The organism is Williamsia phyllosphaerae (assembly GCF_014635305.1).
Taxonomy (GTDB): Bacteria; Actinomycetota; Actinomycetes; order Mycobacteriales; family Mycobacteriaceae; genus Williamsia_A; species Williamsia_A phyllosphaerae.
Genome location: NZ_BMCS01000001.1, coordinates 1967772 through 1991540, shown reverse-complemented (window position 1 = coordinate 1991540; position 23769 = coordinate 1967772). Strand labels below are relative to the sequence as shown.

Below are 23769 nucleotides of genomic sequence, written 5' to 3'. Positions count from 1 at the left end.
TAGCTCTTATCAGGGAAATCAGTTGGCGAGATCGTCGACTGTGGCGGACTCGTTGCGGGACAGGTTGATACCGAGGTTGGCCGCTGCGCGCTCCAGGTCCTCGTCATCGCCGTCACGCATCTCGATCGCCGCGCCGTCACTGGAGAGCACCTCGACGTTCAGGCAGAGCGACTGAAGTTCCTTCAGCAGCACCTTGAACGACTCCGGGATACCCGGCTCGGGGATGTTCTCGCCCTTGACGATCGCCTCGTAGACCTTGACGCGACCGACCACGTCGTCGGACTTGATCGTCAGCAGCTCCTGCAGCGTGTACGCCGCACCGTAGGCCTGCATGGCCCAGCACTCCATCTCACCGAAGCGCTGGCCACCGAACTGGGCCTTACCGCCGAGCGGCTGCTGGGTGATCATCGAGTACGGACCCGTGGAACGAGCGTGGATCTTGTCGTCCACCAGGTGGTGCAGCTTGATGATGTACATGTAGCCGACCGACACGGGGAACGGGAACGGCTCGCCGGAGCGACCGTCGAACAGCGTCGCCTTGCCGTCGCCGTTGACCATCACCTCGCCGTCACGGTTGGGCAGCGTCGAGGACAGCAGTCCGGTCAGCTCCGCATCCGTGGCGCCGTCGAACACCGGGGTGGCGGTGTTGGTGTCGGGTCCCGCCGAGAGCATGTCCTCGGGCAGTTTCGACGCCCACTCCGGAGTGCCCTGCGCGACGTCGATGTTCCAGCCGGTCTTGGCGATCCACCCGAGGTGGGTCTCCAGGATCTGGCCGATGTTCATACGACGCGGCACACCGTGCGTGTTCAGGATGATGTCGACCGGGGTGCCGTCGGGCATGAACGGCATGTCCTCGGCGGGGAGGATCTTGCCGATGACGCCCTTGTTGCCGTGCCGGCCGGCGAGCTTGTCGCCGTCCTGGATCTTGCGCTTCTGCGCCACGTACACACGCACCAGCTCGTTGACACCGGGGGGCAGGTCGTCGTCGTCATCGCGCGAGAACACGCGGATGCCGATGACCTTGCCGGTCTCACCGTGCGGCACCTTGAGCGAGGTGTCGCGGACCTCACGGGCCTTCTCACCGAAGATGGCACGCAGCAGACGCTCTTCCGGGGTCAGCTCGGTCTCGCCCTTGGGCGTGACCTTGCCGACCAGGATGTCGCCGTCGCGGACCTCGGCACCGATTCGGATGATGCCGCGCTCGTCGAGATCGGCGAGCACCTCGTCGGAGACGTTCGGGATGTCCCGGGTGATCTCCTCGGCACCGAGCTTGGTGTCGCGGGCATCGATCTCGTGCTCCTCGATGTGGATCGAGGTGAGGACGTCCTCCTCCACGAGGCGCTGCGACAGGATGATCGCGTCCTCGTAGTTGTGGCCCTCCCACGGCATGATCGCCACGAGCAGGTTCTTGCCCAGTGCCATCTCACCGTCGTCGGTGCAGGGGCCGTCGGCCAGGACCTGTCCGACCTCGACACGCTGTCCCTCGTCCACGATCGGACGCTGGTTGGCGCAGGTGCCGTGGTTCGAGCGGGCGAACTTGCGCATCCGGAACGTGTCCCGGGTGCCGTCGTCGGCCATCACGGTGATGTAGTCCGCGGAGACCTCCTCGACCACGCCGGCCTTCGCCGACAGGATCACGTCACCCGCGTCGATGGCGGCACGCAGCTCCATGCCGGTACCGACCAGCGGGGCCTCGTTGCGCACCAGCGGCACGGCCTGACGCTGCATGTTCGCACCCATCAGGGCGCGGTTCGCGTCGTCGTGCTCGAGGAACGGGATCATGGCCGTGGCCACCGACACCATCTGGCGCGGCGAGACGTCCATGTAGTCGACGCCCGTCGGTCCGACGAACTCGACCTCGCCACCCTTCTTACGGACGAGGATGCGCTCCTCGGTGAAACGCAGGTCGTCGTCGAGGATGGCGTTGGCCTGGGCCTTGACGTACCGGTCCTCCTCGTCGGCGGTCAGGTAGTCCACCTGGTCGGTGACCTGGCCGTCGATGACCTTGCGGTACGGGGTCTCGATGAAGCCGAACGGGTTGACCCGCGCGTAGACCGACAGCGACCCGATCAGGCCGATGTTCGGGCCCTCCGGGGTCTCGATCGGGCACATGCGGCCGTAGTGGCTGGGGTGCACGTCGCGCACCTCGAGGCCGGCACGCTCACGGGACAGACCACCGGGGCCCAGCGCCGACAGGCGGCGCTTGTGGGTGAGACCCGACAGCGGGTTGTTCTGGTCCATGAACTGCGACAGCTGGGAGGTTCCGAAGAACTCCTTGATCGCGGCCACGACGGGACGGATGTTGATCAGGGTCTGCGGCGTGATCGCCTCGACGTCCTGGGTCGTCATCCGCTCACGGACCACACGCTCCATGCGGGACAGGCCCACGCGGATCTGGTTCTGGATGAGCTCGCCCACGGTGCGCAGACGACGGTTGCCGAAGTGGTCGATGTCGTCGACCTCGACGGGAACCTCGACGCCGCCGGGGACGGTCATCGTCGCCGACACGTTCGTCTCCGACTCGTGCAGGCGGACGAGGTACTCCACCGTCGCGACGATGTCCTCCTCGGTCAGCACCGACGAACCCGTCATGGGGTTCGCGGCCAGACCGAGCTTCTTGTTGAACTTGTAGCGACCGACGCGCGCGAGGTCGTAGCGCTTCTCCTTGAAGAACAGGTTCTCCAGCAGGGTCTGCGCCGACTCCTTCGTCGGGGGCTCGCCCGGACGCAGCTTGCGGTAGACCTCGAGGAGCGCCTCGTCGGTGCCCGCGGTGTTGTCCTTCTCCAGCGTCGACATCATGATCTCGGAGAAACCGAAGCGCTCGGTGATCTGCTCGGTGCTCCAGCCCAGGGCCTTGAGGAGCACGGTGACCGACTGGCGACGCTTGCGGTCGATGCGGACACCGACGGTGTCGCGCTTGTCGATGTCGAACTCGAGCCATGCGCCACGACCCGGGATGACCTTCACGCTGTGCAGGGTCTTCTCGGTGGTCTTGTCGATGTTGGAGTCGAAGTACACACCGGGGCTGCGGACCAGCTGGCTCACGACGACACGCTCGGTGCCGTTGATGATGAAGCTGCCCTTGTCGGTCATGATCGGGAAGTCGCCCATGAAGACGGTCTGCGACTTGATCTCACCGGTGTTGTTGTTGATGAACTCGGCGGTGACGAACAGCGGCGCCGCGTACGTCATGTCCTTGTCCTTGCACTCCTCGACGGAGGCCTTGACCTCGTCGAAGCGCGGATCGGAGAACGACAGCGACATGGAGCCGGAGAAGTCCTCGATCGGGGAGAGCTCGGCGAGGATGTCGTCGAGGCCTCCGCTGGGGTTCTCTTCACCACGCGCGAGCGCGCGGGCGTGCCACTCCGGAGATCCGACGAGCCACTGGAACGACTCGAGCTGCACGTCGAGCAGTCCGGGTACTTCGAGAGGCTCGCTGAGCTTTGCGAACGATGCACGGCGCGGAGCGCCGGGAATGGTTGATGTGGACTGGCGGGAGACTGCCAAGATGCGTCCTTCCAACACGAAATCTTCTTGTGTGCCGACTTCTTTTGAAAACCGGCGAGCTATGTGCCAACAGGGTGGCCTTATAGGTGGGGCGCTGATCCGACTGAGGTCTTCTCAGCGATCACCGCACGCAGCACACAGAAGTGGCCGAGAAGGTTGATCGTGATGTGGACAGGAGGCAGCCAGCGCAACGTCCAACTGTATCAGAAAAACTCCACCCCGTGTCAAGCACGGGGGAACGGGCTCGAGGCCCTACGCGGTGCGATCCAACCAGTGGCTGCCGGTCATCTGTCGCTGTGGACAAGCGTGCAACCAGCGGGCGGGCGAGTCAAGAGGAACGCGCACTTCGATGTGGAGAAATTCCGTGAAGGGTCGACTCAGAAGTCCGCGAAGTTGCTGACCAGCCATTTGCCGCCGACCTGCTGCATCGACACCTGGTACCGCTTGGTGCCGCTGCCCGAGGCCTGCTGCCCCTGCGTCTGACTCAGGATCAGGTTGACGACCAGAGTCGCATTGTCGCCCTCGATGGAACGCACCCCGACCGAGTCGACGCGACAGTCCACTCCCCCGGTGGTGAGCCCGGCCTGGCCGAGCGCGTCGCGCACGGCCTTGTCGTACTCGGCGAACCGCTGGGCGGCCGTCCCGGTCACGTTCGCCTGGGCGGTCTGCTGCCACTGGTCGAGCTTGTCGTACTGCACCCCGAAGATCGTGCAGATGCGGGAGTTGGCCTGCGACGTGACCTCGCTGGTCACCGACGAGTTGACGAACGCCTCGTTGGACGACAGCGACACCCCGGGCCGGAGCGCGGCGATCCCGGCGACGATCGCGAACACCACGGCGGCCGCGGTGACGATGCCGACGAGTTTCCAGCCGAGCAACGGACCTCGCGGGGCCTTGCGCGACTCCGACGCGGGCACCGGTGCCGGGGCGGTGGGGCGCGTCGACTGTGGCTTGAGCGTCGAGACCTTGGTCGTCGGTCGGTTCTTGCCCCGCGGACCGTCGCCGGCCGCCTTCTCCAGGCTGGTGGTCGCCGGCTCGGTGGCGGCCACGGGCTCGGTGTCGGCCTCGGTCGTGGTCGGCTCGCCTTGAGTGGGCGTCTCGATCACGGCCGCTGCGTCCGCCGCGGTGTCGACGGCCGCGGAGTCGTCGGGCGTGGTGTCGTCGGTCGGGTCCGCGGACCGCTCGGCGGCAGGCGCGTCCTCGGCGGGCGTCTCGACGGGTGCCGTGTCCTCGGCGGGGGTGTCGACAGGCGGGGTCACCACGGGCGTCGTCTCGGCCGCGGTGGGCTGCTCCGACTTCGGCTTGCGCGAGAAGCGGGACTTCCGAGGCGGCGAGGTCTGCTCGGGCGGCGTCTGCTCCGGTGTCGTCTGCTCCGGTGTCGTCTGTTCCGGGGCCGTCTCGGATGCGGGTGGCGTGACGGGCCGGGCCGGGATGCGTCCGGCGACCTTGGGCGTACGGCGCGGTGGGTTCGAGCGCGGTGGGCGTGGCGTGGTCATCAGTTACCCGCTCCTGTGGTCGGTGCGGCGGGCGCGGGCGCTGCGGGCGCCGGGGCGCCACTGGCTGCGGGTGCGCCACTCGCTGCGGGTGCTCCGGTGGAGCCGTCGGCCGCGGGGGCGGTGTTGTCGATCGCGACCGAGTCCAGCGGCTGGATGTTGTTGGCCTTCCAGGCAGAGCCGTCCTTGGTCACCTGCACCTGGAATCCCATGGTCTGACTCGACGACGCCTCGTTGGGGCGCGCGGAGGTCACCACGAGGAAGACGAGGGTCTTGGCCGTGTTGTCGTCGGTGTTGAGTTCGACGACGGCGCTGCGGGCGAGCTTGGCGGTCAGCGTCGCGGCCTGACTCGCATCGGCGCCTGCGGCCTGCTGCAGCTGGCCGATTCCCGCGCTGCCGAGCAACTGGGTACGCGCGGCGCCGGTCACCGATCCGGACAGCCGGTCCTGGTAGGCCTTGCTGTCCTTGAGGTCGATGTTGAGCACGTTGAGCATGGCCTGCTCGGCGCCGCCGAGGGCGTCGTCGCGGGCGGTCTGCACCGGCTCCTTGTTGAATGCGTCGTCGTACCAGCGGTATCCGTAGAGACCGGCGAACACGATCGCCGCGATGAGGGCCGCCACGGCGAGCGCTGCGGCAACGGGCAGAGCCGCGGGAGCGATCCTGGTCCGCCACGTCGGTGTGGTGTCGGCGACGTTCTCCGGCCGACTCGGTTCAGGGGTAGTCATCGGAGGCCACTGTAGTCATCGAAGCTGTGGGCGCCATCACCCCGGTGAGTCCAACTCACCGGGGCGAGGCGCGTCACGCTACTTCGGGAAGACGCCCAACAGGTACGACAGCTGGGTGACCAGCGGGTTCAGATCCAGCTTGTCGGGATCCTTCTTGGGGTTGCGATCCCAGGGCTGCGGGATGTACTTGTCCGCGAACTTCGCGTTCTGGGCACCGCGGACCGCGGTCGGATTTCCCTGGGCCACATCACAACTGGCCTTCGTGTTGAACGGGAAGTCGTCGTAGTTCAGGTCGAAGTCCGGGTTCTTCTTCTTGATCGCGGCGATCTCGGCCTGAGTGCTCTCGTAACCCACCGTGCACGACGCCGGGTTGTTGGTCTCGAGCACGACACCGAAGTGGATGGTGCCGTCGCCGGGTGCGGGCGTGTAGCTACCGCTCGACAGGGCCGACAGCATCGCCAGGGCCGGCGACACCGCCTGGTAGGTCCCCTTGACGTTGCGGACATCCTTCGCGAGGTTGCGGACCACGGTGGTGATGTCGCCACCGTTGCGGGTCAGCAACGCCGAGATCTGCGTGGCCGACGCGGTGCCGGTGGTCAGCAGTCGACGGAGGTCCGGGTCGCTGGTCGCGAGCTGGTTGGTGATCAGGCCCAGGTTCTTCGACCAGTCCAGGATCGCGTCGGACTGGTCGGCCTGCGTCCCGAGCACCGTGTCGGCGTTGCGGATCAGCGAGATCGTCTGCGGCAGGTTGTCGTTGCCGGTCTTGGCCAGGTTCGACAGCGAGTCGACGAGGCCCCTGAGGTTCTCACCGTTGCCGTTGAAGGCCTTGCCGAGCTCGGTGACCACCGTGGTCAGGTCGTTCAGCGGAACCGATCCGGTGAAGTCGACGGCGCTGGAGATGACGTCCTGGACCGGGGTCGGGATCGACGTGTCGGAGATGACGGAGTCGTTCTTCAGGTACGGGCCGCTCGCGGACGCCGGACGCAGGTCGACGAACTGCTCGCCGATCGCCGACCGGTTGGCCACCACCGCCTGCGAGGACGCCGGCACCTTCGGGCCGCCGGAGTCGAGCAGCAGGTTCACCCGGACACCGTCGGGCCGCAGCTCCAACGAGCCGACCCGTCCGACCGGGACACCCTGGTAGGTGACCTCGGCGTTGGTGAAGATGCCGCCGGAGTCCTTGAAGTCCGCGTGCACGGTGTACTGGCCGATACCGACGAGCTTGTCGAGACGGGCGTACGTCGCGCCGACGTAGACGATCGCGACGACACCGACGATCACGAAGACGATCAGCTGCCATTTGACGAGCTTGGACATCATCGGCCGGTCCCTCCGTTCGCTCCTGCGGTACCGGTCGCACCCTGCAGCATCGCCATCGGGCCGGTGAGGGCCGTCTGACCCTGCTTCGGGGACGGCAGCAACGTGTACTGGCCACCCGACGGCGGGGTGTTCGGTCCCGGCCGTGCGTTGAGCAGCGGCAGCAACGTCACCGTCGGGAAGCCCGCACGCGGGCCGTTTCCGTTGGTGTACGGGTTACGCGGGTCGAGCCTGGGCGTGGGGCCCGAGCCGACCGGCTGATACTTCGGCTGTGGCTGACCCACACCGAGCGCCTCGAGCTGGTTGAGCAGACGCAGGTCCAACGTGGCGAACAGGTTGGTCGAGTCGCCACGCACACCCGGCAGCAGGGCATCCGGGAACGGATACGTCGGCAGCAGCGGGAGCGCGGTGATCAGGTCCGGAGCCGCGTTCGCGAGTGACTGCAGCGTCGGACGCAGTGCACGCAGGTCGGTGACGATCTCGGTGCGTGCGCGGCCGAGGATGTCGACACCCACCTGACCGAGACCGTCCAACTTCTGCAGGAGGGTCACGAACTGCGGGCGCTGGTCCTCGAGAACCTTCACGCCGGCGGGCAGCTGATCGAGGATCCGGTTGATCTGCGCCGTCTGCTTCTCGGTCCGGTCCGACAACACCGCGAGACCGTCGATGGCCCGGGTGATGTTGGCCTTCTGGTCGTCGAGTGTCTTGATCAGACGACCGGTCTGGTTGAGCAACGACTTGACCTTGCCGGTGCGGCCGTCGAGCGCGGTGTTGAGCTCGTCGACGATCGGCTTGAGCTGTGCGATGCCGCCACCGTTGAGCAGCAGCGACAGTGCGCCGAGAACCTGTTCGATGTCGGTGGAGGTCTTGGTGCGCGCCATCGGGATCGCGACGTTCGACGGCTGACGCGCGGCGCCGGCGTTCGAGTTCGGATCCACCAGCGACACGAACTTCTCACCGAGGAGGTTCGTCTGCGAGATGTCGGCCGTGGCCTTGTTCGACAGGTCGATCTTGTTCTTGACCTCGACGGTCACCTCGGCCGACCACTGGTCGGGCGCGATGGCGATGTCGGTGATGCTGCCCACCGTCACGCCGTCGACCTTGACCGCGGACTGCGGCACCAGGTCGAGGACGTCGGAGAACTGCAACTTGTAGGTGCGCGGCTTGTCACCGGTGTCGGCACCACCGGGCAGCGGGAGCGACTGGACGCTGATCCCACAGCCGGTCAGGGCGATCAGCGACACCATCGCCAGCATGCCGACCGACGTCGCCGTCCGCCGTGTCATACGCACGGGGGCGACCCCCCGCAGCCCGGAATTCCAGCGCCTCATCAGTTGCCACCACTCGTGAGTCCGGGCGACGGGGTACCGGGACGTGTTCCCGGAACCGGACCGCGCTTCTGCTGGTTGGTACCGCTCATGATCCCGAACGGCAGGTTCAGCGTCGGGGTCGTGAGGCCCTTGTTGATCTGATCGGTGATGTTGCCGCACTGGTCGAGCAACGGCCGCAACGTCTTGCTGAACTGGACGAACGCGGGATCACCGGGCTTGAGCTTGCCCAGGTCGAGCAGCTTGCAACCCGCGCCTGCGAGGTTTTGCAGTTCGGGCAGGACCACGCGCAGGTCGAGCGTTCCCGACTCCGCGTTGTAGGCGTTGATCAGGTTGTTGATCGTCACCGGGAGGACCGTCAGCAACTCTTTCTGCTGATCGGTGGTGTCGGCGAGCGTCTTCGACGTCGGGATCAGTTCCTGGACCCGATCACCGAGCGCGATTCGGTTGTCCTGGACGAATCCGGCGACGTCACCGAGCGCGATCGACAGCTTGTTCAGCGCCGCGCCGAGCTGGGTGCGCTCGCCGGCGAGGAACGAGGTGAACGAGTCGAGCTGGCTGTTGAACTGGCGCACCTGGGTGTCGTTCTCGGCCAGCGCTCCGACGAACACGTCGAGGTTCTTGACCGTGTCGACGAGGTTGCCACTCGAGTCGCTCAGCGTCTGCGACGCCTTGGACAGCTGCTCGATGGTCTGGCCGAGCTTCTCGCCGTTGCCCTTCAGGTTGGCCGCACCGGTCGTGATGACCTGGCTCAGCGCGCCGTCCTTGTTGGCGCCGTCGGGACCGAGCGACTTCGACAGCTTCTCGACGCCCGAGTAGAGCGCGTCGATCTCCACCGGGACCATGGTCTGGTTCAGGCTGAGGGTGATGTCGTCGCCGGCCTTCGGCTGCCCCTCCTGGTAGGTCGGGGTCAGCTGGATGTAGCGGTCGGCGACCACCGACGGGGTGATCTGCACGGCGCGCACGTCCTTGGGCAGATCGTGCCCGCCCTTGACGGTGAACTTCACGCGCACCTTGTCGCCCTGCGGGGTGACCTCGTCGACCTTGCCGACCTCGACGCCCATGATGCGGATGTCGGTGCCCTTGTAGATGCCCACGCTCGACTTGAAGTAGGCGGTCACCTTGGTCTGGTTGAGCGAGGTGAACAGCCACCACAGCGAGCCGGCGATGACGAGCGCCACCACCAGACCCACCACCAGGAAGACGATGTGGCGCGGGGTGAACCAGCTGCCCGGGCCGCGGGAGTCACGGAGGTCGTGACGAGGTCCGTCTGTCGTGGTCATCATCCGGTTGCCTCCCCTCCGCCGTTGTTCAGCTGCCGCGTCTTGTTCGGCGGTCGTGTCGTGTTCTGCGCCGGGAGTCCCGGAGGCAGGATGTTGGTGATCACCGAGTCGAACCAGCGACCGCTGCCGAGCACGTTCGCGTAGAGCCGGTAGAACGGCGCGAGATTGGTGATGGATGCACGGATGTTGTTGTCCTGCTTCTGGAGTATGTCGGTGACGCCCTTGAGGTTCTCCAGGGCCGGACCGATCTGCTCCTCGTTGTCGCGGACGATGCCGGTCAGCGTGGTCGAGAGCTGGGTGGTACTCCGGAGCAACGTCGAGATCGCCTGCTGGCGGTTGTTGAGCTCGGAGAGCAGATCACCGGCGCCGGCGATCAGGCGGGTGAACTCCTGGTTGCGGTCGGCCAGGATCTTCGAGGTCCCCTTCGTCGCCTCGAGGAGCTTGCGCACCTCCTGGTCACGACTGGCGATCGTCGTCGACAACCGGGTCAACCCGTCGAGCGAGTTGCCCAACTCCGCAGGCGTGCCGGAGAACGCCGACGACAGGGTCCGGAAACTCGTCGCCAACTGATCGGTGTCGATGTCGGCGATGCTCGACGACGCGTCGCTGAAGGCCTCGATGACGTCGTAGGGCGAGGTGGTGTCGGTGATCACCTTCTGCGGATCGGCCAGCTCGTTGCCGCGCGGATCGATCTGCAGGTACTTCTGCCCCAGGATCGTCTTGATCTGGATCGACGCGCTCGTCTGGTCGCCCACCCACGTGTTGTTCACCGCGAACGACACCCGGACCTTGTTGTCGACGATCTCGACCTTCTCCACCTGACCGACCTTGACGCCCGCGACGCGGACCTCGTTGCTCGGCTTGAGACCCGCGGCCTCGGTGAAGTCGGCCTGGTAGATCGTGCCCGCACCCACCAACGGCAGGTTGGCGAGGAAGAACGCCGAGAGCGCGGCCATGATCAGGACCATGAGGCCCATGGCGCCGATCGTGATCGGACTCCGTCGCGGTTGGTCCGGTCGTTTGTTCTGCTTCTTCGTGTCAGCCATGTCGCCCCCCTCAGCCCGGCGGATCATCGTTGGCCCAGCACCGCGTCGCGCTGTTGGTGTAGAGCACATGGTTGATATCGGGCAGCGGGATCAGCGGCTGGGAGAGCAGGGTGCTCTTGCCGTTGCCCGCGGTGATGTCGAGGCCGCACAGATAGAACTGGAACCACGACCCGAAGGTCGCCGCACGGCCGATCTTGGCCGCCTTGATCGGGAGGGTGCTCAGTGTCTTCTCGACCTCTCCACGACGCTCGTTGATCCGCTGCGACAACTGGTTGAGACCCGCGATGGATCCCTGCAGCGCCGGCCGCGTCGGGGTGAGGATCGAGTTGGTGACCGCGGTCAGGTTCGACACCGACGTGATGGCCGATCCGACGGAGTTCTTCTGAGCGGCCAGGCCGGTCACGAACTTCTCGGTGGTCGTCAGCAGCGACGTCAACTGATCGTCGTTCCGGTTGATGTTGTCGAGCACCGTCGTCAGGTTGGTGATCAGCTCGCCGATCACCTTGTCCTTGTCGGCGATGGTGTTCGTCAGGTCCGCGGTGTCGCTCACCAGATCGGTGATGGTCCCGCCCTCGCCCTGGAAGACCTTGATGATCTCGTCGGACAGCTTGTTGACGTCCTCGGCGGTGAGCTGCTGGAACAGCGGCCGGAAGCCGTTGAACAGATCGGTGAGGTTGACCGAGGGGTGGGTGTTGGCCACCCCGATGGTCGCGCCCTTGCTCAACGTCGCCCCGCTGTCACCCGGGCCACGTTCCAGCGACAGGTACCGGAGGCCGGTCAGGTTGCGGAACTTGATGTAGGCCTGGACGCCGTCGGGCAGCCGGTCGCGCTCGATGGAGAAGCTGACCCGCGCCTTGTCCCTGTCGTAGACCTCGACCTTGGAGACCTGGCCGACGCGCACACCGGCGATCCGGACGTCGTCACCCTGGTTCAGCAGCGACGCGTCGGTGAAGATCGCCTTGAAGTCGTTGCTGCCGCCGGCACCTGAGTTCGCGATGGTGACGCCGAGCAGCGCGGTCAGGATCACGGTGATCACCGCGAACACGATCAGCTTGATCAGCGGTGAGATGAAGTTGTTCTTCACTTGATCGTCACCTGCGCCCCCTGGAGTCCGGGTGCGACGAGCTGAGCGATCCAGCCCGGGACCTCATCGGGTGTCGTTCCGGCCTCGGCCGCCATGATCGCCTGCAAAGCCACCTTGTTCTTCGGGTCGTCGTAGACGCTCGGGGTGATGGTTCCCGCCGGCTTGCCGGAGTAGTCCGGTGCGGGCAGTTCCTGGACCGTACGGGGGCCGGGGTTACGCGACGGCGGCTGGTAGGAGCCGTCGTTGAGCGATCCGCCCGGGTACTGCGGGAAGGGCCGACCCTGCTCGTAGTGCAGCGGGTAGCACTTCGGTCCGCGGTCCTCGAGCAGTCGCGGCTCGTCCTGGTTGGGCAGGTACCGACCGCGCGGGTTCGAGAACGTCAGTGTCACGCGGACACCGGGGTTCTTCGTGCCGGCGCCGACGATGTTGCCGACCTCCGGGACGAGTCCCGCGAAGTTCTTGAACGTGCACCCGAAGGCGGGCGACTGCTTGGCCAGGGCCGAGAGCAGCGGCTCGGAGTCGATCGCCAGGGTCAGCAGATCCCGTCGGTTGGTGGTCAGGAAGTCCGTTGCCTGCACCGCGGTGTTCGTCAGCGTCGAGAACAGCGTCCGCAGATCGCCCTGCTTCTCCACCACCGTGTTGGTCGTGGTCCGCAGCGTGTCGAGGGCGTCGACGATGTCGGGCAGCGCCTCGGAGTAGGTCTCCGAGAAGCTCGCCAGACCACGCAGGGTCCCCTGCAGTTCGGGCATGTTCTGGTTGAACCGGCTGAAGATGTTGTTCAGGTTGTCCAGGCTGGTGCCGAGCTTCTCACCGTTGCCGGTCAGCGCCTTGGACAGCGAGCCGAGCGTGACGCTGAGGTCCTGCGGCGGGATGGCCTTGAGGACAGGCAGCAGCTTGTCGAACAGCGTCTGCAGTTCCATCGCGTTGCCGCTGGTGTCGGTCTTGATCGTCGATCCGGCGGTGAGCGTGGCGCCGCTGGGGTTCTCCGGGATCTGCAGCGCCACGTAGCGCTCACCGAACAGGGTCTTGGGGAGGATCCGCGCGGTGGTGCCCTGCGGGATCATCTTGGCCTTGTCGGGCTCGAGCCCGAGTTGCACGGTGACCGCGCCGTTCTCGTCGGCCACCACCTTGTTCACCTGACCCACGATGAGGCCACGGACCTTGACGTCGGCCTTGTCGGGCAATGCGTTGCCCGCGGAGTCGGTCGTCAGGTTCACGTCGGTGAACGACTGGAAGCTCTGGTTGAACTTCAGGATCGTGCCACCGATGAAGAGGATGACGACCAGGAAGAACACCAGTCCGAGGAAACGTCTACGAAGGGAAGCCATGGATCAGCCCGCCACCCTGACTGTTGTGTCGGTGCCCCAGATGGCGAGACCGAGGAAGAAATCGAGCACGGCGATGAGGACCAGCGCCGATCGAACCGCACGACCCACGGCCACGCCGACGCCGGCCGGGCCGCCGCTGGCGTTGTAGCCGTAGTAGCAGTGCACCAGGATGATCACGAAGGCGAACACCAGCACCTTGCCGAACGACCACAACACGTCTGCAGGTGGCAGGAAGAGGTTGAAGTAGTGGTCGTATGAGCCCGTCGACTGCCCGTTGAACTGGGTGTTGACCACCCTGGTCGCGAGGTAGGCGGCCAGCAGGCCGAGCACGTAGAGCGGGATGACCGCGATGAACCCGGCCAGCACGCGGGTGGTGACGAGGAACGGCACCGACGGGACGGCCATGACCTCGAGCGCGTCGATCTCCTCGGAGATCCGCATGGCGCCGAGCTGGGCGGTGAAGCCACAGCCGACGGTGGCCGAGAGTGCGAGGCCTGCGACGAGCGGTGCGACCTCACGGGTGTTGACGTAGGCCGAGAGGAATCCGGTCAGTGCCTGCGAGCCGATCTGGTCGAGGGCCGCGTAGCCCTGCAGACCGACGACGACACCGGTGAAACCGGTGAGCAGCACCATGACGCCGATCGTGCCGCCGATGACGGCGAGACCACCGGCACCGAAGGCGACCTCGGCGAGCAGCCGCAGCAGCTCCTTGGGGTAGTGCTTGATCGTCCGGGGCGCCCAGCCGACGGCGCGTCCGTAGAACGACATCTGGTCGCCCGCACCGTCGAGCACCTGAAGCGGTGCCTGTGCGACCTTCTTGAGCCGATAGTTGAGCTCGTCGGCCCTGCTCTTTGCGATGGTCATCGATTCACTCCCCTACGAACCCTTGGCGGGGACGATCTGCAAGTACACGGCCGTGATGATCAGGTTGGCGAAGAACAGCAGCAGGAAGGTGATGACAACGCTCTGGTTGACCGCCTCGCCCACACCCTTGGGTCCGCCCTTCGGGCCCAGTCCCTTGAAGGAGGCGATGACGCCGGCGATCGCACCGAACACGATGGCCTTGAGCGTCGCGACGTAGAGGTCGGGCAGCTGCGCCAGGGCACTGAACGATGCGAGATACGCACCGGGCGTGCCGTTCTGGACGACCACGTTGAAGAAGTAACCACCGCCGATGCCGACGACGCAGACCAGGCCGTTGAGCAGCGCCGCGACCAGGATCATCGCGAGGACACGGGGGACGACGAGCCGCTGGATCGGGTTGATGCCGAGCACCCGCATGGCGTCGATCTCCTCGCGGATGGTCCGCGACCCGATGTCGGCCGCGACGGCCGACCCGGCCGCACCCGCGATGAGCAGTGACGTCACCAGGGGCGCGCCCTGCTGGACCACCACCAGGACGCTGGCGGCGCCGGTGAACGACTCCGCGCCGAGCTGCTTGATCAGCGACCCGGTCTGGAGCGACACGATGGCGCCGAACGGGATGGCGACCAGCGCGGTCGGAAGGATCGTCACGCTGGCGATGAACCACGCCTGCTGGATGAACTCTCGGAGCTGGAACGGGCGCACGACACTCTGGCGAGCGACATCCACGAAGAGCTGGACGATGTTGCCCGTCTGCGTGAGTGCAGATGTTCCGGCCTGAGTCACCCGATCGACGCCACGTGTGGTGGCTCCGCTCATTTAGTGGCCTCCACGGCAGTAATGATCATCAGGAGTTACCGGCGGGGTTGCCGCCGGCTCGGTAGGCGGGGAACTGCTCGGTGTTGTCGTTGGACCCGGCGTACTGCTTCTCGGTGTTCACGCCACCGTTGTTGCCGTTGCCGCCACCGTTGTTGCCGTTGCCGTTGCCGCCCTTGTTGTTCTGGCGGTCCATGCCCTCGGCGTTGGCGCGTCGGATCTCGTCCTCCTGCGACTGCGACTCCCGGATCGCCTGTTGGGCGTTCTCGGGCAGCTCGTGCAGCATCTCCTCGACGCGCTCGCGGTGCCGCGCCGACGCCTTGCGCTCGGGCATACCGGGATTGGGCTGCACCTGCGGGATGATCTCGGAGAAGTCGTCCTTCGTGCCGCCACCACCGATGCCGGCGTCCTCGAGTTCCTTCTCCTGCGCGGCGGTCGCGTCGTCCTTCTCCTCGGACATACCGATCGGACCGAAACGGTCACCGGAGAGGAACTGCTTGACCGCGGGCTCCTCAGACGTCAGCAGGACCTCACGCGGACCGAACATGACCAGCTCCTTGCGGAACAGCATGCCGATGTTGTCCGGGATGGTCCGGGCGATGTTGATGTTGTGCGTCACGATCAGGATCGTCGCGTCGATCTCGGCGTTGATGTCGATCAACAGCTGCGAGATGTAGGCGGTACGAACCGGATCCAGACCCGAGTCGGGCTCGTCGCACAGGATGATCTGCGGGTCGAGGACCAGCGCACGGGCGAGACCGGCGCGCTTGCGCATACCACCGGAGATCTCACCGGGCAGCTTGTCGCCCGCGTCGCTCAGACCCACGAGGTCGAGCTTCTCCATCACGATCGAACGGATGTCGGACTCGGACTTCTTGGTGTGCTCACGCAGCGGGAAGGCCGTGTTGTCGAACAGGCTCATCGAGCCGAACAGCGCGCCGTCCTGGAACAGGACACCGAACAGCTTGCGGATCTCGTAGAGCTCTTTCGACGAGCACTTGGTGATGTCGGTGCCATCGACGATCACCGAACCCTGCTCCGGGTGCAGCAGCCCGATCAGGGCCTTGAGGAACACCGACTTGCCGGTACCCGAGGGCCCCAGCAGAGCCGAGACCTCCCCCTCCGGGAGCGTGAGAGTGACATCCCGCCAGATGTTCTGAGAACCGAAGGACTTTGTTAGTCCCTCGACACTGACCTCAACACCCACGTTTGACTCCTCTAGATGACCCGCCCCGGCTTGTGGTTCGAGTCACTCTAACCCACGGTTCGCCATCGACGAACATCAACTCCACATTTCTTAGATTTGGATAAAAAAAGGTCCTGGACCTGGACATATAACAAAGACCACCCCGCGTGCGGGGTGGTCTCTGCAGTGAACCTACCGAAAAGTAGGTTAACGATCCAACGGTGCGTCTTACTTGACGGACACCTTGGCGCCGGCCTCTTCGAGCTTGGCCTTGGCCGCCTCGGCAGCGTCCTTGTCGATCTTCTCGAGGATCGCCTTGGGGGCGCTCTCGACGAGATCCTTGGCCTCCTTGAGGCCCAGTCCGGAGACGACCTCGCGGACGACCTTGATCACCTGGATCTTCTTGTCGCCTGCGCTCTCGAGGACGACGTCGAACTCGTCCTGCTCGACAGCGGCCTCGGCGGCAGCCGGGGCGCCTGCGGCGGCAACGGCGACCGGGGCGGCCGCGGTGACCTCGAAGACCTCTTCGAACTTCTTCACGAAGTCGCTGAGCTCCAGCAGGGTCAGTTCCTTGAACTGATCGATGAGCTCGTCAGCACTGAGCTTCGCCATGGTGGCGTCCTTCCTGTTGTCCCCCGGAACGGGGGAATGTTTCTGGTGTGGTGATGGGCGCGGGTGCGCTTATTCGGCAGCCTCGGTCGGTGCGTCGGCCGCGGTGTCCGCTGCCTCCGCGCCGCCCTCGGCGGACTTCTTCTCCTGCAGGGCCGCGGCGAGACGCGCGACCTGCGATGCGGGCTGATTGAACAGACCCGCGGCCTTTGCCAAGTTGCCCTTCATGGCACCGGCGAGCTTGGACAGCAAGATCTCTCGGGTCTCGAGGTCGGCGATCCGCTCGATCTCCGCCACGGACAGCGCGCGGCCGTCCATGTATCCGCCCTTGATGATCAGAGCCTTGTTGTCCTTGGCGAAGGTCTTGATCGCCTTCGCAGCCTCGACCGGCTCGCCCTCGATGAAGGCGATCGCGGTCGGGCCGACGAACAGCTCGTCGAGCCCAGCAACGCCCGCATCAGCTGCGGCGCGTTTGACCAGGGTGTTCTTGGCGACGGAGTAGGTTGCGCCCTCGCCGAGTGAACGACGCAGGTCAGAGAGCTGCTTGACGGACAGACCACGGTATTCCGTGATGACGGTTGCCGTGGAGCCCTTGAACTGCTCGGAGATCTCCGCGACTGCGGCGACCTTGTCGGACTTGGCCATACTTCGCCTCCTCTCATGTCGATTCGGGTTGGTCGAGACGACCCCACCGACGACGAACGCCCCGGGCACAGGGCCACGGGGCGCGAAGGGCGAACGCTCGCATCGCGAGCAGTCACGGACTTTCACCTCGTTCACCCTGCGTGGGTCGCCGGCATCGGCCGGACCTTCGAACATCCACCTGGGGCGGACGTCGACCAACGGTCTGTGGTTGAACTACGGAACCCGACCGACTCGCGTCGGCGCAGGTACCGAGGGCTCAGAGTAGCCGCAGCCGCGTGTCCAGGACAAATCCACGGTCAGCGATCGATCGAAAGCCGTACAAACGTACCTTTTGTGTAGATTTGATAACAACGATCGCCGCTTCGATCGCACTCTGATCACAAAGTCCACAGCCCCTGTGTCGGGACTCAATAGGCTGGGTTACATTCGCTGGAGAACATCGGCCGTGATGTGCACCACACATCCGTCCGGTCCACGATGACGTGGTCACAGGGTTGAACAGCACCAACACACCCTCGGCGCGCGTCACGCAACAGCAAGGCAGACGGCGATGACGGTTCCAGCTGATCCCGACGAGTCCGTACCGCACGGTGTCGCCCCCGACGGGTTCGGTGAGCAGCGCCTGCGCCCCACTCCCCTCCCGACCCTGCCCCTCGGTGACCCCACCGGCGGCGCGGATGCGATCCGCTGGCGCCAACTCGTCGACGGACCACAGCAGTACCCGAACGTGTCGATCGACCGTGACGTCGAGATCACGATGTCCGACGGTGTCCGCCTGCGTGCGACCGTGATCCGCCCGGCCGACGCGACCCGGCGCCCGGTCTCCACGCGCTACCCCACGATCGTCAACATCAACCCCTACAACCGGGCGTTGCTCGACCTGCTGGACCAGTCCGTCCACGCCCCGCTGATCGGGCGTGCGGTCGCGGGCCTCGCGGGCAAGGTCGATCTGAGCGGGACGGCCCTGAGCGGCGTCACCGACCTCACCCGGACGCTCTCGGGCGGCGTGTTCGACGTGTTCGGGATCAACCGGAACCTGGTTCGCAGCGGATACACGCAGGTCATCGTCGATGTCCGCGGCACCGGCGCCTCCCACGGCAAGTGGCAGATCCTGGGCGCGCGGGAGCAGAAGGACTCCGTCGAGATCCTCGCGTGGGTCGCGCGTCAGGCGTGGTCGGACGGTCAACTCGGTTTGGCCGGCTGGTCGTACTCGGCCATCAACTCGCTGCAGACCGCCGACAAGCGCCCACCCGGTCTCAAGGCCGTGTTCGCCGTCGAGGGGTGTGAGGACATCGTCCGCGACATCTACATCACCGGTGGACTGCCCTCGGCCTTCATCCCGCTGTGGCTGTCGATCGTCAACGTGCTCAAATGGATACCGAACCCGGCCACCGCCGCTCGCGATCTGCGTCGCGGCACCAGCCTGCGCTGGCTCGCCAACCGCGTCGCGTCGCCCGCCACCGAGGTCGGCTCGCTGGCCTGGGGATTCCTCACCGGCCGCGACGATCGCGTGTACGACGACCCCTACTTCGACGAGCGCGATCCGGACGTCTCGAAGATCGACGTCCCCACCTTCCTGTTCGGAGGGTGGCACGACCTGTTCGGACGCAGCGCGACGTCGATCTACTCCCACCTGCAGATGGAACCGGGCCGCAAGCAGTTGGTCGTCGCCGACGGTTACCACCTCGACGCCGGGTCCGGCTTCGGCAGCGCGGCGCACCCACCGCGGGTCGACGTCCTCGAGCGTGCGTGGTTCGACAAGTGGCTCAAGGGAATCGACAACGGCGTCGACAACTACGGACCGGTCACCCTCGAGCAGCAGGGCGGTTCGTGGACCGCGGGCGACAGCTTCCCCCGCGCCGGGGCGTCGGTGCGCAGGCTGTTCCTCTCCGACTCCCCCTCCGGCACGGCCGTGCACTCGGCCTTCGACGGCTCGCTGGGGTCGAACCGGTCGCACACCAGGGCCTCGCTCGGCGTCCACCCGGACATGCGCGGGTTGCGGTCACGGGACATGACCCAGGTGACGGCCGGGATCACGATGGTCCTGGGCAAGGACTTCGGTCGTGACGCCCGCTATCAGGAGCGCGGCGGTCTGACCTTCTCCTCCGCCCCGGTCGCCGAACGGACCCAGATCAGCGGCGCATTGAACATGCGGTTGTACGTCTCCACCTCCGGGCAGGAGGGGATCTGGGCGGTCACGGTGAACGATGTCGCCCCCGACGGCACGTCGACGGTGCTCACCAACGGTGCCCTGACCGTCTCCAACCGTGCCATCGACCCGTCGCTGTCGGAGTACGCCGAGGACGGCAGCCTCCTGGTCGCGCACCACTACCTCAGCCGCAAGCGCAAGCTCCCGGTGCCCACGAACACCCCGTTGCCGATCGACGTGGATCTCGTGCCCACCGACGCGGTTCTCGACATCGGTCACCGTCTGCGTGTCGACGTCTACGCGGGCAGTGTGCCGCGGTATCTGACGGTCGTCCCCGACCTGATCCGCGCACACGGTCGGCGACAGGATCTCGTCCTCGACCCGCATCACCCCAGCTACCTGTCGTTCCGCGCGATCGGCGATCCCGACTGGTGACCACCCGTCCACCGGGCGGTTGCGGACGTCGACTGGGCGGATGCGGACGTCGAGTGGGCGGATACGGACCTAGACCGTGCGCTCGACGCAGCGGGTCGCGAAGTCGATGACCTCGCGGGCGACGTCGTCGGCGATCTCCGGTTCGTTGTGGACCTCGTGCCGGAACCCGGTGTAGACGCGGGTCCGGACGTCGCCGTGTCCGGTGCGGACGAGCTGGTTGGCCACGCGGTAGGCCCCCTCGCCGAACCCCGTGACCGGGTCGTCGTCGCCGGCCAGGATGAGAACCGGCAGATCGGCGCGGATCGAGGGGTACCACTCGTCGGCGTTGGCCGCGTCGTAGAGGTCGACGAAACCGGCGAGAAACCGCACCGACATCGGCGCACCGAAGTTGTTCAGTGGGTCGACTGCGTGGTCGCGGACGACGTCGGGGGCGCGCGCCACCCACGCGGTCGGTCCGGATCCGGGTTCGTAGCGGGAGATGAACCCGTCGAACATCGACGCCACGTAGGCCTCCGCCGCCGGCGCTTCGGTGTCGGACTCCGCGGCCAGCGCCTCCCGGTCCAGCAGGTTCTCGATGCCGTGGATGCCGGCCGCGATGCCGCACAGGATCAACCCGTCGACCGCGTCGCTGTCCCCGCTGACGAGGCCACGCGCGATCATCGACCCCCACGAGTGGCCGAACACGACGTACGGCAGGTCCGGGTGCAGCTCACGTACCGCCGATCGCAGGGTGCGCTCGTCGTCCACGACGACCCGATCGGCACGATCGCCCGCGTCGGCCCAGATGCCGGAGGTCATCGCGGTCTTGCCGTGTCCGGCGTGGTCATCGGCCGCGACGACGAAGCCCGCGTCCAACAACGCGGTGATCAGCGGTAGATAGCGTCGTGAGTGCTCGCCGAGTCCGTGGATGAGCTGCACGATCCCCCGCGCCGGTCGGACCGGCTCGTAGATCCAGCCGTACACGGTGTCGCGCTGATTGCTCGACGTGAACTCGACCTCGCGAAGTGACATCCTCGGCTCCTCCAGCGCATCCATCCGGTGACGTCGTCACGCTAACAGCGCCGGTCGGACGCGGTCAGCGCACCGCGATACCGCTGTCGGTCAGGATCACGCGGTAGACGAACCCGGCCTCCGGGCCGAGCACGTCGGAGACCAGGTCGATCAAGGTGGCCGCGAACCGCGGGCCGTGCGCGGGATGGCCGGGGTCGATCAGGTGGTGCGCCAATTCGTGCAGCACCACCAGTTCGCGCAGTGCCCACCGGCCGTCGGCCATCTCCGGCAGGGCGATGGTCGGCGGGGCGGTCGGATCCGCGGGCGACTCGTAGTGGGCGCTGCGGTGCCCCCGACGTGAACGCACCTCGACGTCGATGGTCGCCCGCGGGAAGCGACGCCGCACCGAGTCCCGGGAGAGAACCTGGGAGACGTAGCGGCGGGCCGATTCCACCGAGCCGAATCGCGCCTCCGGGGGCAGGGTCAGCTGGGCGCCGGCGATCTCGACGGTCGGCCCCGGCGCCGCGAACAGATTGTGAACGGCCGACTCGGCCTCGTAGAACAACGCGCGCTGGGTGTCGCGCGGAGCACCGGTCATCGGTGGTCCAACGCCCCCCGGGTGCCGTCGAGTTCCTCGGGTGCGGTGATCCGTGCGCGGCGTCCCGCGTGGTCACCGGCCCGGCGCGCCGCCTCGGAATATCCCGCCGACGCACTCGCGCCCCGCCAGGTGCCCCGGGCGGTCGACTCCTCCCGATGGAAGTCGACGACAGCGATCTCCTTGTCCCGCAACGCCACCTGCGTCGACGCGCCGGGGCGGTCGGCGGATTCGCGTACCGCGTCGGCCCGAGTCTCGTCCCTGGCCTCGGTCAGTCGCAGCCCTATCCGCTCGGCGAAGGCCGACTGGAAGTTGAGTCGAGCGGTGATCGGCGACAACGGCGTGTGCTCGACGACGCGGCGGGTACGCCACCGCGACCGGTCGGTGACGACCTTGGCCGCGGTCTCGGATCGGTAGTCCCCCGACTTCAGGTAGGCGTCGCTCGCGGCCACCATCTGCACGACCAGCGAGCTGTAGAGCGCCTCGGTGCTGTCGATGTCACCCGAGAAGCCATACGCGAGAACGAATGTGGAGTTGCTCGCCACGTCCACCTTGATGTCGTTCGCGTGGGCGATGGCCACGAACAACGCGACGTAGGTCCGCAACCCCCGTTTGCCGGCGGTGCCGATCGCGATCTGCCGGGCCACCGGCGTCGTTCGTGCCGCCGCCGGGTCGTGCGCACGCGCGACGGCGAGATCGATCGAGGCCGATGTGGCCAACCGCTGCGCCGCCTGCATGAAGGTCTGCGCCTCGTGCTCGTTGTCGGTGCCCTCGGCCTGGCGCAGGAGGCCGGCGATCCGGGTCAGGAGCTTGTCATCGCGCATGGGGATAAGACTACTGAGAGCGCCGGACGGTTCCACGGTTCGCCTGACAGTATGAAACGGACATCTCGGCGACCGTCCCGACGACCGGAGTGTGATCTCATGGCGACCTTCCTGCTGATCCCCGGCGGTGCTTCCGACCCGTCCTACTGGCGAGTCCTGTGCTCGGAGTTGGCCGATCGCTCCCACCGGGCGATCCCCATCGATCTGCCCTGCGAGGACGACGACGCCGACCTCACCGACTACGCCGCGGCGGTCGCCGCCCAGACACCCGCCGACGCCGACCGTCCGATCGTCGTCGCCCACTCGTTCGGCGGCTTCACCGCGCCGCTCGCCTGCCCCATGGTCGACGCGTCCATGCTGGTGTTCGCCTCGGCGATGATCCCGCGCCCCGGTGAGCGGCCCGAGCAGTGGTGGGCGGCCACCGGCACGGCGCAGGCCCAACGTGAGGCGGCGGCGTCGGAGACCTACGACCCCGACGACATGGACGCGCTGTTCTACAACGGGGTCGATCCAGAGGTCGTCGCCGAGCAGATCGAACGCACCCAATCCGACACACCGGCGCGGCAGGTCTGGCCCGCGTCTGCTCTACCGGATGTCGACACCCGGTTCCTGCTTTTCCGGGACGACCGGTTCTTCCCCGAGCTGTTCATGCGCCGCGTCGTCGCCGACCGCCTCGGCGTCGAACCCGGTGTCATCGCCGGTGGCCACATGGCGATGCTGTCGCACGCGGGCGAGTTCGCCGATCACCTCGACGGGTTGGTTTAGAAACGGCAACAGCCGCGACGCTCGAGGCGTCGCGGCTGCTGCTCGTGGTGAAGTCGAAGAACTCAGGCTTCGTCTTCGGTGTAGTTCCGGTTGCGCGCCGGGTCGACCGGGATGCCCGGGCCCGACGTGGTCGAGACGGTGACCTTGCGCAGGTAGCGACCCTTCGAGGCCGACGGCTTGGCGCGCAGGACCTCGTCGAGCGCGGCGCCGTAGTTCTCGGCGAGCTGCTTCTGGTCGAAGGACGCCTTGCCGATCACCAGGTGCAGGTTCGAGGCCTTGTCGACGCGGAAGTTGATCTTTCCGCCCTTGATCTCGTTGACGGCCTTGGTGACGTCGGGCGTCACGGTGCCGGTCTTCGGGTTGGGCATCAGACCACGCGGGCCGAGGACGCGTGCGATGCGTCCGACCTTGGCCATCTGGTCCGGCGTCGCGATGGCGGCGTCGAAATCGAGCCACCCACCCTGGATCTTCTCGATCAGGTCCTCGGCGCCCACCTCGTCGGCGCCGGCGGCGGTGGCCTCGGCGGCCTTGTCACCGACGGCGAACACGATGACGCGGGCGGTCTTACCGGTGCCGTGCGGCAGGTTCACGGTGCCGCGGACCATCTGGTCGGCCTTGCGGGGGTCGACACCGAGACGGATCGCGACCTCGACGGTCGGGTCGTACTTGCTCGACGCCGTCTCCTTGGCCAGTCCTGCAGCCTCCAGCGGGCTGTACAGGTTGTCCTTGTCGATCTTCTCGGCGGCGGCCTGGTAGGCCTTGCTCTTCTTGCTCATATGG

At 66.6% G+C, this 23769-nt stretch carries 20 protein-coding genes; 2 read left to right on the top strand and 18 right to left on the bottom strand.

All coding sequences use genetic code 11. The features are described 5' to 3' along the window. Positions 1-18: 18 nt before the first annotated feature. From rpoB to rplJ, 14 genes are all read right to left on the bottom strand, one after another. Complete coding sequence (gene rpoB, locus IEV93_RS09490) at positions 19-3507, bottom strand: DNA-directed RNA polymerase subunit beta (RefSeq protein ID WP_188489079.1); 3489 nt, start codon at positions 3505-3507, stop codon at positions 19-21. Positions 3508-3884: 377 nt separating this feature from the next. Next, a complete protein-coding gene (locus IEV93_RS09485) occupies positions 3885-5003 on the bottom strand; it encodes a hypothetical protein (RefSeq protein ID WP_188489077.1) in 1119 nt (372 codons plus the stop codon). After that, the gene (locus IEV93_RS09480) at positions 5003-5725 is read right to left on the bottom strand and encodes a hypothetical protein (RefSeq protein ID WP_188489075.1); all 723 of its coding nucleotides are present in this window, start codon (positions 5723-5725) and stop codon (positions 5003-5005) included. Before IEV93_RS09480 ends, IEV93_RS09485 begins: the two co-directional genes overlap by 1 nt. A gap of 78 nt (positions 5726-5803) precedes the next feature. Next, positions 5804-7045: an MCE family protein gene (locus IEV93_RS09475; protein WP_188489074.1), complete on the bottom strand. Its 1242-nt coding sequence runs from the start codon at positions 7043-7045 to the stop codon at positions 5804-5806. Then, positions 7042-8328 carry an MCE family protein gene (locus tag IEV93_RS09470; RefSeq protein ID WP_188490483.1) on the bottom strand — a complete coding sequence of 429 codons (1287 nt, stop codon included), beginning with the start codon at positions 8326-8328 and terminating at the stop codon, positions 7042-7044. Before IEV93_RS09470 ends, IEV93_RS09475 begins: the two co-directional genes overlap by 4 nt. Positions 8329-8372: 44 nt before the next feature. After that, positions 8373-9653, bottom strand: coding sequence for an MCE family protein (locus IEV93_RS09465; protein WP_229704997.1), 1281 nt, complete (start codon positions 9651-9653; stop codon positions 8373-8375). Beyond that, a complete protein-coding gene (locus IEV93_RS09460; RefSeq protein ID WP_188489070.1) occupies positions 9653-10699 on the bottom strand; it encodes an MlaD family protein in 1047 nt (348 codons plus the stop codon). The genes IEV93_RS09465 and IEV93_RS09460 overlap by 1 nt, the downstream gene beginning before the upstream one ends. Before the next feature lie 10 nt (positions 10700-10709). Further along, entirely contained in the window at positions 10710-11783 is a 1074-nt protein-coding gene (locus tag IEV93_RS09455) for an MCE family protein (protein ID WP_188489068.1), read from the bottom strand. Continuing rightward, positions 11780-13111, bottom strand: a complete 1332-nt coding sequence (locus IEV93_RS09450) for an MCE family protein (protein ID WP_188489066.1) — start codon at positions 13109-13111, stop codon at positions 11780-11782. The genes IEV93_RS09455 and IEV93_RS09450 overlap by 4 nt, the downstream gene beginning before the upstream one ends. A gap of 3 nt (positions 13112-13114) precedes the next feature. Further along, positions 13115-13975, bottom strand: a complete 861-nt coding sequence (locus IEV93_RS09445) for an MlaE family ABC transporter permease (RefSeq protein WP_188489063.1) — start codon at positions 13973-13975, stop codon at positions 13115-13117. A gap of 12 nt (positions 13976-13987) precedes the next feature. Then, positions 13988-14794: an MlaE family ABC transporter permease gene (locus IEV93_RS09440; protein ID WP_188489061.1), complete on the bottom strand. Its 807-nt coding sequence runs from the start codon at positions 14792-14794 to the stop codon at positions 13988-13990. A gap of 28 nt (positions 14795-14822) precedes the next feature. After that, on the bottom strand, positions 14823-15998 hold the full coding sequence (locus tag IEV93_RS09435; RefSeq protein ID WP_188489059.1) for an ABC transporter ATP-binding protein: 1176 nt from the start codon (positions 15996-15998) through the stop codon (positions 14823-14825). A 207-nt stretch (positions 15999-16205) separates the two neighbouring features. After that, positions 16206-16589 (bottom strand): 50S ribosomal protein L7/L12, encoded by a 384-nt coding sequence (gene rplL / locus IEV93_RS09430; RefSeq protein ID WP_188489057.1) that lies wholly within the window; start codon positions 16587-16589, stop codon positions 16206-16208. A gap of 69 nt (positions 16590-16658) precedes the next feature. Continuing rightward, positions 16659-17231 carry a 50S ribosomal protein L10 gene (gene rplJ / locus IEV93_RS09425; protein WP_188489055.1) on the bottom strand — a complete coding sequence of 191 codons (573 nt, stop codon included), beginning with the start codon at positions 17229-17231 and terminating at the stop codon, positions 16659-16661. A gap of 550 nt (positions 17232-17781) precedes the next feature. Here rplJ and IEV93_RS09420 point away from each other — a divergent pair. Beyond that, on the top strand, positions 17782-19815 hold the full coding sequence (locus IEV93_RS09420) for a CocE/NonD family hydrolase (RefSeq protein WP_188489053.1): 2034 nt from the start codon (positions 17782-17784) through the stop codon (positions 19813-19815). Between the two features lie 69 nt (positions 19816-19884). On the opposite strand, the gene IEV93_RS09415 is transcribed toward IEV93_RS09420, so the two are convergent. From IEV93_RS09415 to IEV93_RS09405, 3 genes are all read right to left on the bottom strand, one after another. Continuing rightward, entirely contained in the window at positions 19885-20826 is a 942-nt protein-coding gene (locus IEV93_RS09415; RefSeq protein ID WP_188489051.1) for an alpha/beta fold hydrolase, read from the bottom strand. A gap of 64 nt (positions 20827-20890) precedes the next feature. Then, on the bottom strand, positions 20891-21403 hold the full coding sequence (locus tag IEV93_RS09410; protein ID WP_188489049.1) for a TIGR04338 family metallohydrolase: 513 nt from the start codon (positions 21401-21403) through the stop codon (positions 20891-20893). Further along, complete coding sequence (locus IEV93_RS09405; protein ID WP_188489047.1) at positions 21400-22224, bottom strand: DUF2786 domain-containing protein; 825 nt, start codon at positions 22222-22224, stop codon at positions 21400-21402. Before IEV93_RS09405 ends, IEV93_RS09410 begins: the two co-directional genes overlap by 4 nt. Before the next feature lie 99 nt (positions 22225-22323). On the opposite strand from IEV93_RS09405, the gene IEV93_RS09400 reads away from it, so the two are divergent. After that, positions 22324-22989 carry an alpha/beta hydrolase gene (locus tag IEV93_RS09400; RefSeq protein ID WP_188489045.1) on the top strand — a complete coding sequence of 222 codons (666 nt, stop codon included), beginning with the start codon at positions 22324-22326 and terminating at the stop codon, positions 22987-22989. A gap of 62 nt (positions 22990-23051) precedes the next feature. On the opposite strand, the gene rplA is transcribed toward IEV93_RS09400, so the two are convergent. Continuing rightward, entirely contained in the window at positions 23052-23765 is a 714-nt protein-coding gene (gene rplA, locus IEV93_RS09395; RefSeq protein ID WP_188489043.1) for a 50S ribosomal protein L1, read from the bottom strand. Positions 23766-23769 lie beyond the last annotated feature (4 nt).

What these genes read in the sequence shown, in the direction of transcription:
- IEV93_RS09485 (WP_188489077.1), bottom strand. Translation starts at nt 5,003, where the DNA reads ATGACCACGCCACGCCCACCGCGCTCGAACCCACCGCGCCGTACGCCC.
- IEV93_RS09480 (WP_188489075.1), bottom strand. Translation starts at nt 5,725, where the DNA reads ATGACTACCCCTGAACCGAGTCGGCCGGAGAACGTCGCCGACACCACA.
- IEV93_RS09475 (WP_188489074.1), bottom strand. Translation starts at nt 7,045, where the DNA reads ATGATGTCCAAGCTCGTCAAATGGCAGCTGATCGTCTTCGTGATCGTC.
- IEV93_RS09470 (WP_188490483.1), bottom strand. Translation starts at nt 8,328, where the DNA reads ATGACACGGCGGACGGCGACGTCGGTCGGCATGCTGGCGATGGTGTCG.
- IEV93_RS09465 (WP_229704997.1), bottom strand. Translation starts at nt 9,653, where the DNA reads ATGACCACGACAGACGGACCTCGTCACGACCTCCGTGACTCCCGCGGC.
- IEV93_RS09460 (WP_188489070.1), bottom strand. Translation starts at nt 10,699, where the DNA reads ATGGCTGACACGAAGAAGCAGAACAAACGACCGGACCAACCGCGACGG.
- IEV93_RS09450 (WP_188489066.1), bottom strand. Translation starts at nt 13,111, where the DNA reads ATGGCTTCCCTTCGTAGACGTTTCCTCGGACTGGTGTTCTTCCTGGTC.
- IEV93_RS09445 (WP_188489063.1), bottom strand. Translation starts at nt 13,975, where the DNA reads ATGACCATCGCAAAGAGCAGGGCCGACGAGCTCAACTATCGGCTCAAG.
- IEV93_RS09440 (WP_188489061.1), bottom strand. Translation starts at nt 14,794, where the DNA reads ATGAGCGGAGCCACCACACGTGGCGTCGATCGGGTGACTCAGGCCGGA.
- rplL (WP_188489057.1), bottom strand. Translation starts at nt 16,589, where the DNA reads ATGGCGAAGCTCAGTGCTGACGAGCTCATCGATCAGTTCAAGGAACTG.
- rplJ (WP_188489055.1), bottom strand. Translation starts at nt 17,231, where the DNA reads ATGGCCAAGTCCGACAAGGTCGCCGCAGTCGCGGAGATCTCCGAGCAG.
- IEV93_RS09420 (WP_188489053.1), top strand. Translation starts at nt 17,782, where the DNA reads ATGACGGTTCCAGCTGATCCCGACGAGTCCGTACCGCACGGTGTCGCC.
- IEV93_RS09415 (WP_188489051.1), bottom strand. Translation starts at nt 20,826, where the DNA reads ATGTCACTTCGCGAGGTCGAGTTCACGTCGAGCAATCAGCGCGACACC.
- IEV93_RS09410 (WP_188489049.1), bottom strand. Translation starts at nt 21,403, where the DNA reads ATGACCGGTGCTCCGCGCGACACCCAGCGCGCGTTGTTCTACGAGGCC.
- IEV93_RS09405 (WP_188489047.1), bottom strand. Translation starts at nt 22,224, where the DNA reads ATGCGCGATGACAAGCTCCTGACCCGGATCGCCGGCCTCCTGCGCCAG.
- IEV93_RS09400 (WP_188489045.1), top strand. Translation starts at nt 22,324, where the DNA reads ATGGCGACCTTCCTGCTGATCCCCGGCGGTGCTTCCGACCCGTCCTAC.
- rplA (WP_188489043.1), bottom strand. Translation starts at nt 23,765, where the DNA reads ATGAGCAAGAAGAGCAAGGCCTACCAGGCCGCCGCCGAGAAGATCGAC.